This window comes from Neisseria sp. (genome assembly GCF_041804105.1).
Taxonomy (GTDB): Bacteria; Pseudomonadota; Gammaproteobacteria; order Burkholderiales; family Neisseriaceae; genus Neisseria.
This window is the reverse complement of sequence record NZ_JBHCJY010000038.1, coordinates 1-10423: the sequence shown is the minus strand read 5'-3', so window position 1 is coordinate 10423 and position 10423 is coordinate 1. Positions and strand designations below refer to the sequence as shown.

Annotated in this window: 10 protein-coding genes and 1 pseudogene; 6 read left to right on the top strand and 5 right to left on the bottom strand. The window is 54.2% G+C overall.

Going from position 1 to position 10423, the window contains the following annotated elements; genetic code table 11:
- Together trpS and rlmB are read left to right on the top strand one after the other, a co-directional pair.
- The coding region (gene trpS, locus ACEYDX_RS04035) for a tryptophan--tRNA ligase (RefSeq protein ID WP_373740747.1) at positions 1 to 721 on the top strand (721 nt) is incomplete at its 5' end.
- Between the two features lie 84 nt (positions 722 to 805).
- Positions 806 to 1558 (top strand): 23S rRNA (guanosine(2251)-2'-O)-methyltransferase RlmB, encoded by a 753-nt coding sequence (gene rlmB, locus ACEYDX_RS04030; protein ID WP_373740746.1) that lies wholly within the window; start codon positions 806 to 808, stop codon positions 1556 to 1558.
- A 389-nt stretch (positions 1559 to 1947) separates the two neighbouring features.
- On the opposite strand, the gene ACEYDX_RS04025 is transcribed toward rlmB, so the two are convergent.
- The 5 genes from ACEYDX_RS04025 to ACEYDX_RS04005 form a co-directional block, all read right to left on the bottom strand.
- The gene (locus ACEYDX_RS04025) at positions 1948 to 3552 is read right to left on the bottom strand and encodes a YdgA family protein (RefSeq protein ID WP_373740745.1); all 1605 of its coding nucleotides are present in this window, start codon (positions 3550 to 3552) and stop codon (positions 1948 to 1950) included.
- Between the two features lie 186 nt (positions 3553 to 3738).
- Positions 3739 to 4230: a peptidylprolyl isomerase gene (locus ACEYDX_RS04020; RefSeq protein ID WP_373740744.1), complete on the bottom strand. Its 492-nt coding sequence runs from the start codon at positions 4228 to 4230 to the stop codon at positions 3739 to 3741.
- A gap of 60 nt (positions 4231 to 4290) precedes the next feature.
- Positions 4291 to 5286, bottom strand: a complete 996-nt coding sequence (gene lipA / locus ACEYDX_RS04015) for a lipoyl synthase (protein WP_373740743.1) — start codon at positions 5284 to 5286, stop codon at positions 4291 to 4293.
- A gap of 110 nt (positions 5287 to 5396) precedes the next feature.
- On the bottom strand, positions 5397 to 6002 hold the full coding sequence (gene lipB / locus ACEYDX_RS04010; RefSeq protein ID WP_373740742.1) for a lipoyl(octanoyl) transferase LipB: 606 nt from the start codon (positions 6000 to 6002) through the stop codon (positions 5397 to 5399).
- Positions 6003 to 6084: 82 nt separating this feature from the next.
- Positions 6085 to 6354, bottom strand: coding sequence for a YbeD family protein (locus ACEYDX_RS04005; protein ID WP_373740741.1), 270 nt, complete (start codon positions 6352 to 6354; stop codon positions 6085 to 6087).
- Positions 6355 to 6731: 377 nt separating this feature from the next.
- Between ACEYDX_RS04005 and ACEYDX_RS04000 the strand changes: the two genes are divergently transcribed.
- The 4 genes and pseudogenes from ACEYDX_RS04000 (at position 6732) to ACEYDX_RS03985 (ending at position 9678) form a co-directional block, all read left to right on the top strand.
- The gene (locus ACEYDX_RS04000) at positions 6732 to 7469 is read left to right on the top strand and encodes a methionine ABC transporter ATP-binding protein (protein ID WP_373740740.1); all 738 of its coding nucleotides are present in this window, start codon (positions 6732 to 6734) and stop codon (positions 7467 to 7469) included.
- Between the two features lie 3 nt (positions 7470 to 7472).
- Positions 7473 to 8159 (top strand): methionine ABC transporter permease, encoded by a 687-nt coding sequence (locus ACEYDX_RS03995; RefSeq protein ID WP_373740748.1) that lies wholly within the window; start codon positions 7473 to 7475, stop codon positions 8157 to 8159.
- A 90-nt stretch (positions 8160 to 8249) separates the two neighbouring features.
- Positions 8250 to 8555: a DUF705 domain-containing protein gene (locus ACEYDX_RS03990; protein ID WP_373740739.1), complete on the top strand. Its 306-nt coding sequence runs from the start codon at positions 8250 to 8252 to the stop codon at positions 8553 to 8555.
- A 189-nt stretch (positions 8556 to 8744) separates the two neighbouring features.
- A pseudogene (locus tag ACEYDX_RS03985) lies at positions 8745 to 9678 on the top strand (MetQ/NlpA family ABC transporter substrate-binding protein).
- Positions 9679 to 10423: the final 745 nt, after the last annotated feature.

The window sequence follows — 10423 nt, the reverse complement described above, 5'->3', positions numbered from 1 at the left end:
GACCTGCATCACCGCCAAAGGCCTGATGAACCGCGCCCACGCCTACAAAGCCGCCGTTCAGGACAACCTCAACAACGGTCAGGAAGACCAAGACCACCAAATCGAGATGGGGCTGTACAGCTACCCGATTCTGATGACCGCCGACATTCTGATGTTCAAAGCCAACGAAGTGCCCGTCGGCCGCGACCAAATCCAGCACGTCGAAATGGCACGCGACATCGCCGGCCGTTTCAACCACCGTTTCAAAGAAATCTTCACCCTGCCCGAAGTGAAAATCGACGAACAGGTTGAATTGCTGGTCGGCTTGGATGGCCGAAAAATGTCGAAATCCTACGGCAACACCATTCCGCTGTGGGAAAACGACAAGAAAACCCAAAAATCGGTCAACAAAATCATCACTAACCTGAAAGAGCCGGGTGAGCCGAAACAGCCCGACGAAAGCCCGCTGTTCGAAATCTACAAAGCCTTCGCCACGCCGTCTGAAACCGCCGAGTTCACGCACATGCTCGCCGAAGGCCTGGCTTGGGGCGAAGCCAAAAAACTGTTGGCCGCCAAAATCAACGCCGAACTTGCAGAACCGCGCGAACGCTATGCCGAACTGACCGCCAACCCCGCAAAAATCGAAGAGATTTTGCAGGCCGGTGCCGCCAAAGCCCGTAAAGAAGCACGCGTATTGCTCGACCAGGCACGCGAAGCCGTGGGTATCCGGGCTTTGGGATGAGCGGGCGAACTGCCTTCAGACGGCCTGATGCCGTCTGAAAATACCGTTCCAATGTAAGCGCAAACCGTTTTCCGAAAGCAGACCATGTCCAACCAACGCCTGATCTACGGCTTCCATGCCGTCAATGCCCGCCTGTGGCAGAATCCGAAATCGATTACCGAGCTTTATATGCAGGAAGGCAAATCCGATGCGCGCACCCGCGAAGTATTGGAAAAAGCCACCGCCGAAAACGTGCGCCTGCATTTTGCCGACGCCAAGCGGCTCGATACCATTGCCAAAGGCGCGCGGCATCAGGGGGTGGTCGGTTTTATCGACGCATCGAAAAACCATGTCCATTTGGAAGACGTGTTGGACAATCTGCGCGAACCCGCGCTGCTGCTGGTGCTCGACGGCATTACCGATCCGCACAACCTCGGCGCGTGCCTGCGTACCGCTGATGCAATGGGCGTGCACGCGGTAATTGCGCCGAAAGACAAAAGCGCGGGGCTGAACGCCACCGTCAGCAAGGTTGCCTGCGGCGCGGCGGAAACCGTGCCCTACATTACCGTAACCAATCTTGCGCGTACCCTGCGCGATCTGAAGGAATACGGCATTTGGATTGTGGGCACCGACATGGGCGGAGAAGCGGATCTGTTCCACGCCGACCTGCCTCAGAGCGTGGCGTGGGTGATGGGCAACGAAGGCGAAGGCATGCGCCGCCTCACACGCGAACATTGCGATATGCTGGTGTCGGTACCGATGTTCGGTACGGTGGAAAGCATGAACGTATCGGTAACGGCAGGTATGGTGCTGGCAGAAACGCGCCGGCAGCGGGTGATGAAAAGCGAAGCGGGATGAATGCCGGATAAAGGGCAATCCGAATGATGTGGAAAGCCCGTGCAGATAAACAGGCCGTCTGAAAATTTTCAGACGGCCTTTGGTTATTTCACCGATTTTCTTAATCCTGTAATTTTCTCCAAAACAGTTTCCCCAAAACTTTCCGCGCTGCCATTCCCGCGCAGGCGGGAATCCGGACTGTAACGGCCAAGAAACGGTTGTTTTTCCGGCAGATACTGAAAGTTAAATTTCTAGATTCCCGCCTGCGCGGGAATGACTGATTTTATTGCGAATAATGTGGAAGATTATGGGAAAGTGTTCCGGTGGGAGAGTCTTCCGGATATTTGGGGCATTTGAAAGTAGAAGGCCGTCTGAAAAACTGTTTTCAGACGGCCTGTGTTTTGCGCGGATTATTTTTTTGCCGATGCTGCTGCGGGTTTTGCAGCGGATGCCTGTATGGCATTGATTTCTTCTTCGGACAGCAAGTCGCTTTCGTCGATTTCCGGTTCCGGGCCGTTTTCAAAGACTTTGCCGTTGAGCTTGAGCTGGTTGGCGCCCAGTTGGATTTTGGTAACGATATTGCCGTTGTCGAGGGTCAGGTATTTTTCGGCGGCCATCGATTTGACGGTGCTGTCCACCATCAGGCGCAGGGTTTCGTTGATGTCTTCGATGTTGGCTTGGCCTGCGGCTTCGTCTTCGGGGTTGACGCTGAAGATGCTGCGCGCCTGTGTAACGGCAAGGCTTTCAAGCAGTTTTTGCGGTACGCGCATGTCGAAGTCGGCAGTGGTTTTTTTCAGCATGGCTTCCAGCGTGTTCAGGTCGGTTTTGGCCAGGCCGTTGAAGGCGAGTTTGCCTTTCACGTCGACAATGCCTTGCGGCATAGTGAATTTGAAGGTTTTCACGTTGAGGACGGGGTTGTTGGTAAACAGGCCGGAGGCTTCGTTTTTGGCCGTCTGAATCAGCGCGGCCTGAATCTGCTCTTCGGTCATTTCCTTCGTTGCGGTTTCGGCGATTTTGTTTTTCAGGGCGAGCAGGCTCTTGGCGTCGAGATGTTCTGCGGCCACGTTGATGTCGAGCGGGCCGTAGTTTTCTTCGCCGTAGGCGAGTTTTTCAAATTGGAAACGGCCTTCGCTGTTGATCCATTGGTCTTTTTCGCCGGTTTGGGTGTCGAATTTCAGCTTGTTGACCACGATTTTTGAAGGTGCGATGGTACCCGTGGGGTTGATAAACGCGCCGATTTGCAGGTTGGTTACTAGGTTGACCAGCTCGTTGAGTTTGAAGTTGTAGTCGATGCCTTCTTTCCATTCGAGCTGGGCTCTGTCGAGCGTAACGCTGCTTTTGCCCAGCGCAACGCCGGTTTTGCCGGTTTGGGTTTCGGTTTGGATGCGCAGGTTTTCCATCAGTACGTCGCCTTTATCGGCCAGCTTCACTTGCAGGGCGGGGGCGGCGTAATCGTGCGTATAGCTGTTGAAATCGGCGGCGTAGCCCGTGGTGCCGGAAAAGCCTTTCCATGAAAGTTTGATGCCGGAAAGTTCTTCGTAGTCAAACGCGGGGATGTTGAGCGACATGTCGCCGCTGCCGTTGAGATGCACGGTATTGCTGATGGTTACGGGCGTTTGGTTGCCGAAGAAGCGTGCGAGCACTTTGGCTGTTTCGGGATGGTATTTGATTTCGGTGTCGACATGGGCGCGAACGGGTGTAAGCCCGTTGGCAAAGGGGCCGTGCTTGATGTGGTTGACGACGGTAATCGGTTCTTTTAAAACGGTTTTGAGATTTTCGGGCAGGTATTTCTGCGCGTTTTGCAGCAGCGTGGGTTTCACGCGCACGACGGTGGTTTCGGTGGCGCTGAACCAGCCGCGTTCGTAGCGGTGGGACTCGACGGTGAGAAAGCCCGTGTCTTGAAGGAGTTTTTGTTGTGCTTTCAGGCTTTCTTCGGCTTTGATGCCGAGGTAATAGGGGGTGCCGAGCAAACCGGCGGCAATGACGCCGACGGCGGGAATCAGGAGCTTTTTCATCGATTCAACGGGATTAGGTGGAAAGCGTGAAGCATAGCATTTTTTGCTGCTTTTGTCTTGGCTGCGGGCGGTTGCCGGGTGTTGCGGCAGGGCTTTTCAGACGGCATCAGGCTGTCTGAAAAGCCCTATACGGCAAAAGCCGCGTTTGCGGGAAACGCGGCTTTTTTGTCCGGCAGGTTCGGCCGTTTACACAATTTCGGCTTTGGTAATGACCACAGGCTCGACCGGTACATCATCGTGGTAGCCGTGGCGTTTGGTGGCAACGCCTTCGATGTCATCGACAACGTCTTGACCTTCCACCACTTTGCCGAATACGGCATAACCCCAGCCGTGCAGGCTCGGTTCGGTGTGGTTCAGGAAGGTGTTGTCTTTGGTGTTGATGAAAAATTGGGCGGAAGCCGAGTGCGGGGCTTGGGTACGCGCCATGGCGATGGTGTATTTGTCGTTTTTCAGGCCGTTTTGCGCTTCATTCTGAATCGGTTCGCGGGTGGCTTTTTCGTTCATGTCGGCATCCATGCCGCCGCCCTGAATCATAAAGCCTTTGATCACGCGGTGGAAAATCAGGCCGTCGTAGAAGCCGTCTTTGACGTATTGCTCGAAATTGGCGGCGGTAACGGGGGCTTTTTCGTGGTCGAGCTCAATGCCGATAACGCCTTTGTTGGTATGGAGTTTAATCATATTGCTTGTCCTTTGGGTAGGTTGAACGGGGTAGGGGAAATAAGGCCGTCTGAAAATACGTCAGCCGTGGCAGCTGTTGTTTGAGACATCTTCCTGCAATGCCTGCGAAGCCTGTTCGTCGGCATGGTAGCTGCTGCGCACCATCGCGCCGATGGCGGCGTTGGTGAAGCCCATTTCGTAGGCTTCTTTTTCAAACTGCTTGAACATGTCGGGGGTAACGTAGCGCAACACGGGCAGATGGCCGTCTGAAGGTTGCAGGTATTGGCCGACGGTAATCATCTCGATATTGTGTTCGCGCATGTCGCGCATGATTTCGCGCACTTCGTCGTCGGTTTCCCCGAGCCCGACCATGATGCCGGATTTGGTGGGGATGTCGGGCTGCATTTCTTTATAGCGGCGCAAGAGTTCGAGCGAATGTTTGTAGTCGGAACCGGGGCGTGCCTGTTTGTAGAGGCGCGGGTGGGTTTCGAGGTTGTGGTTCATCACGTCGGGCGGGGTTCGGGTGAGAATGTCCAAGGCGATGTCGAGACGGCCGCGGAAATCGGGTACGAGGATTTCGATTTTGGTGTGCGGGCTGCGTTCGCGGATGGCGTTGATGCAGTCGGCGAAGTGCTGTGCGCCGCCGTCGCGCAGGTCGTCGCGGTCAACCGAGGTGATGACGACGTAGCGCAGGTTCATCGCGGCCACGGAGTCGGCAAGGTTTTTCGGCTCGTCTGGATCGAGCGGATTGGGGCGGCCGTGGCCGACGTCGCAGAAAGGGCAGCGGCGGGTGCAGATGTCGCCCATGATCATAAAGGTGGCCGTGCCTTTGCTGAAACATTCGCCGATGTTGGGACAGCTTGCTTCTTCGCACACGGTGTGCATTTTCTGGTTGCGAAGGATGTTTTTGATTTCGAAGAACTTCTTGCCGGTGGGCAGTTTGGCGCGTATCCATTCGGGCTTTTTGAGTTTTTCTTCCAGCGGCACGACTTTAATCGGGATGCGTGCGGTTTTGGCGGCGCCTTTGTGTTTCACGCCTTGGCTGTTATCGTGTTTTGCTGCGGTTTCGGTGGTCATGATGTGGGTTCTTTCGGTGTGCTTCGTGCTTCGGGCATGCCGTCTGAAAATGTTTTCAGACGGCATGCGGTCATTTTAGCAAACGCAGGCTGATGCTGCGACAGTCTGCTTCAGACGGCCAATTCCCGCTGCAAATACCCCGCCAGTTTTTCCGCAACCTCCTGCCATTCGGGACAGAGGGTAACGAAATCGGCGATTTGGGTCATTTCCATGCCTGCGTAGCCGCAGGGGTTGATTTGTCGGAACGGGGTTAAGTTCATGTTTACGTTGAGTGCGAGGCCGTGGTAAACGGAGCCGTTTTTAATGCGCAGGCCGAGCGAGGCGATTTTTTTTGCACCGACGTACACGCCCGGACGTTTCGGGTCGGCGGCGGCTTCGATACCGTAGTCGGACAGGGTGGCGATCACGGCGTTTTCGAGCGCGGAGACGATTTGGCGCACCGACTGTTTGCGGCGTTTGAAATCGATCATGGTATAGGCGACAAGTTGGCCGGGGCCGTGATAGGTAATCTGGCCGCCGCGGTCGATTTGTACGACGGGAATGCTGCTGTCTGCGAGCAGGTGTTCGGGTTTGCCGGCCATGCCCTGCGTGAATACGGGCGGGTGTTCGACCAGCCAGATTTCGTCTTCGGTGTGGTCGTCGCGCATGTCGTTGAAGCGTTTCATGGCTTCAAAGACGGGAGCGTATTCCTGTAATCCCAAGTATTTGGTTTTCATGGTTGCTGATTCTTAAGCTGGCTGAACAGGCCGTCTGAAAAAACGTTTTCAGACGGCCTTGCGGGTATATTGCTGCCTTCCGTCAAAATACAACCTTAACCATAGGATGCGACGTTACCGCACGGTAGATGCCGTCGAGGTGTTCCTGACTTTCGGCGCGCACGGTTACGGTGGCTCCGATGTAGTTGCCGCTGCTGCTGGGGCGGGTTTTGACGTTTGCTTCGGAAGTGTCCGGCGCGTGTTGGCGGATGGTCTTCAGGATTTCGGGCAGGAAGTCGGGATGTTGCGCGCCCATGATTTTTAAGGAGAAATCGGTGGGAAATTCAATCAGCGTTTGTTTTTCTTCGGTCATTTCGTACTTTCTTAATTAAGGCCGTCTGAAAATTGCAGACGGCCTCGGGCGGGTTGCTGGAGACAGGCGGTATTTTAGCGTATGCACAGTGCGGAGGACAATTTTACGCGGCGCAGTTCCGGCTTGTTGCGGAAACCGGGTATCGGCGCATGGCCGCAAACAATCCGCCGTCCATATGCGCGGCAGTGTGCCGCAATGAAGCCGTATCTCTTGGAAATCTTGACGGAAAAGCGGTTTTCCGTTACATTTCCACCGAAATTTTACGCCGATTTGACACAGCTTGCGGGCGTTAAAACAGCTAAAGCGTCAGGAATATTTCCGCGTTTCGGTTTTTGCCCGTTGTGTCCGCATCGGGCTTTGTTGTTTTTGGAAGAATCATGATTATTTTGGACAATGTTTCCAAGCGTTACCAAACGCGCGGCAAGGGTTGGTTCAGCGCCGTCGAACCGCTGTCGCTGCATATCGGGGCGGGTGAAATTTTCGGCCTGATGGGTTATTCGGGTGCGGGGAAATCGACCCTACTGCGCTTAATCAACCTGCTCGAACGACCCGACACGGGTACGGTAACGGTGGCCGGGCAGGATCTGACCGCGATGGGTGCGGCGCAACTGCGGCAGGCGCGGCAGAACATCGGCATGGTGTTCCAGCAGTTCAACCTGCTTGCCAACCGCACGGTGGCCGACAATGCGGCGTTTCCGCTCGAAATTGCGGGATGGCCGTCTGAAAAAATCAAAACGCGCGTGGCGGAATGTTTGGAAATCGTCGGCCTGCAAGACCGTGCAAACCATTATCCCGTGCAGCTTTCGGGAGGCCAGAAGCAGCGTGTCGGCATCGCCCGCGCGCTCGCGCCCAACCCGCAGGTGATTCTGGCCGACGAGCCGACTTCCGCGCTCGACCCCGCTACTACCCGCAGCGTGTTGGAATGCTTGGAAGACATCAACAAACGTTTCAACGTAACCGTCGTTATCGTTACCCACGAGATGAGTGTTCTGCGTCGCCTGTGCGACCGCGCCGCGCTGCTCCACCAAGGCAGGCTGGTGGAAACGGTAAACATCGAAAACGGCATGATACACGCGCAGTCGGAAATCGGGCGCGAATTGGTGCGGGAGGACTGAATGATGGCGGATTTGACTTTTTCCCAAGCCGTGCAAACCATCGCGGGTATGAAGGGCGAGATTGTTCAGGCTTTGTGGGAAACCTTCGTGATGGTGGGTTTGTCGACCACGTTCGCGGTGGTGTTCGGCACCGTGCTGGGCGTGTTCCTGTTCGTAACGTCAAGCCGCCAGCTCCATTACAACCGGCCGCTGAATCTGGTGCTCGACAATCTGGTCAATCTGATGCGCGCGTTTCCGTTTGTGATTTTAATGATTGCGCTGATTCCCGTTACCCGCGCCGTGGTCGGCAGTACCATCGGCCCCGTGGCCGCATCGCTGGTGCTGAGCGTTTCCGGCCTGTTTTACTTCGCACGGCTGGTCGAGCAGAATCTGCGCGAAGTGCCCAAAGGCGTGATTGAAGCCGCGATTGCGATGGGGGCGGAGCCGTCTGAAATCATCCGCAAAGTGCTGCTCAACGAAGCGCGGGCGGGCATGGTTTCGAGCATTACCGTGCTGGCCATCGGCCTGCTTTCGTACAGCGCGGCAGCGGGCATGATCGGCGGCGGCGGTCTCGGCGACCTTGCCATCCGCTACGGCTACTACCGCTACCAGACCGAGGTGATTATCTTCATCGTGGCCGTGCTGGTGTTATTGGTTATTTTGATTCAGAGTTTGGGCAATTTTATTTCGCGTAAATTGGACAAACGGTAGAATACAAACCGTTTTCCGCTACAAAGGCCGTCTGAAAAAACGCAAATCCGTTCAGACGGCCTTATCCGGGGAATGGGGAAAGCCGTTTATATGAGCAGCAGACCGAAAATTATTTATGTCGATGTGGACGACACGCTCATCCGCAGCGTCGGCCAAACCCGTATCCCGATACCCGAAGCGGTCAAAGCAGTCCGCCGCCTGCACAAAGCGGGAGACATCCTGTATCTTTGGAGCAGCGGCGGTGCGGAATATGCCCGGCAGAGTGCCGAAGAATTGGGTTTGGTACATTGTTTTACGGCTTTCCTGCCGAAACCGCAGATTTATATTGACGACCAAGCTTTATCGGATTGGCGGTTTTGCCGCCACATACTGCCGCAAAACGCTCAGGCCGTCTGAAAATGCAGTCCGGCCGGCTGCCGGATATGTTTGTCGGCGGTATCCCGAAGCCTGATGTTCGGCAAAATACTTTCGCAACATACGCTTAGAATTTTTATTCATTAAGGCCGTCTGAAAAATCATTAAGCGGTTTTCAGACGGCATGATATGATTTTCACATTGTTCATATTTTTTATCAGGAGTTATCCAATGCGTGCATCCGTTTTATCGAAAACCCTCTCAGTCTCAGTGCTGGCTTTGGTTTTGGCGGCCTGCGGCCAGCAAAAAAACAGATACGCCCGCCGCAGCATCGGGCGCGTCTCAGCCTGCCGCTGCCGGTGCGGAGAAAAAAGAAATCGTCTTCGGCACTACGGTCGGAGATTTCGGCGATATGGTCAAAGACCAAATCAAACCCGCGCTCGAGAAAAAAGGCTATCAGGTTAAACTGGTGGAATTTACCGATTACGTGCGTCCCAATCTGGCTTTGGCCGAAGGCGAGCTGGACATCAACATCTTCCAGCACAAGCCGTATCTGGATGATTTCAAAAAAGAACACAAACTCGACCTTACCGAAGTGTTCCAAGTGCCGACCGCACCTTTGGGTCTTTACCCCGGCAAGCTGAAAAAACTGGATGAAGTGAAAGACGGTACGAGCGTGTCCGCGCCGAACGATCCGTCCAACTTTGCCCGTGCGCTGGTGATGCTCAACGAATTGGGCTGGGTAAAGCTGAAAGACGGCATCAACCCGCTTACCGCATCTAAAAACGACATCGCCGAAAACAGCAAAAACATCAAAATCGTCGAGCTGGAAGCCGCACAACTGCCGCGCAGCCGCGCCGATGTCGATTTTGCCGTCGTGAACGGCAACTACGCCATGAGCAGCGGCATGAAACTTACCGAAACCCTGTTCCAAGAGCCGAGTTTCGCCTACGTGAACTGGGCGGCCGTGAAAACCGCCGACAAAGACAGCAAATGGGTGAAAGATGTTACCGAAGCCTATAACTCCGCCGAATTCAAGGCTTATGCACAGAAGAAATTCGCAGGCTACAAATACCCTGAGAGCTGGGGTATGAACGCTGCCGCCGGAGCGAAAGCCGAAGCAGCGTCAACCGCCGCCGCATCGGGTGCATCTGCCGCGAAGTAATCCGGTTTGAAACTGTAAGGCCGTCTGAAAAAACCTTTTCAGACGGCCTTTGATCTAAGCATTCTTGTAATCTCATCCAAACGTTTCTCTACGTCGTTCCCGCGCAGGTGGGAATCCAGACCCGAATGTTCGGAAACGGTTGTTTTTCAGCGGATGCCGAAACTCAAACCTCTGGATTCCCGCCTGCGCAGGAATGATGGTTTTAAGCAAACCGAATCCAAAACAGGCCGTCTGAAAAATCGGCTTAATTACGATGGCAACGGGTAGGTTTAGGCCGTTTTAATGTGGTAAACAATCAATCGATATTGTCGCAAAGGCCGTCTGAAAAACCTTTTCAGACGGCCTTTAATCTAACCATTTTGTAATCTTATCCAAACGTCTTTTCACGTCATTCCCGCGTAGGCGGGAATCCAGGCTTGAACGCTCGGAAACGGTTGTGTTTTCACGAATACTGGAATTCCAAATCTCTGGATTCCAGCCTGAGCGGGAATGACGGCTAATCAGCATTAAATTTGCCGATGAGCATCACATTTAAAGTTTATCCGCGATAACCTGGTACTCTCCGTAAATAACCCGATACAGGCGGCAAACTGTTTCGATCGGATTTTTCAGACGGCCTGAGACTTTTGCAAAACCCTACCCATCACAAAAAAGCTTACTTAGGTTACTAAGTAAGCTTTTTTTAACATCAAATACCCCATCATTACCTATAATTCCCTATTTTCAGGCATATTACCCCCTTTTC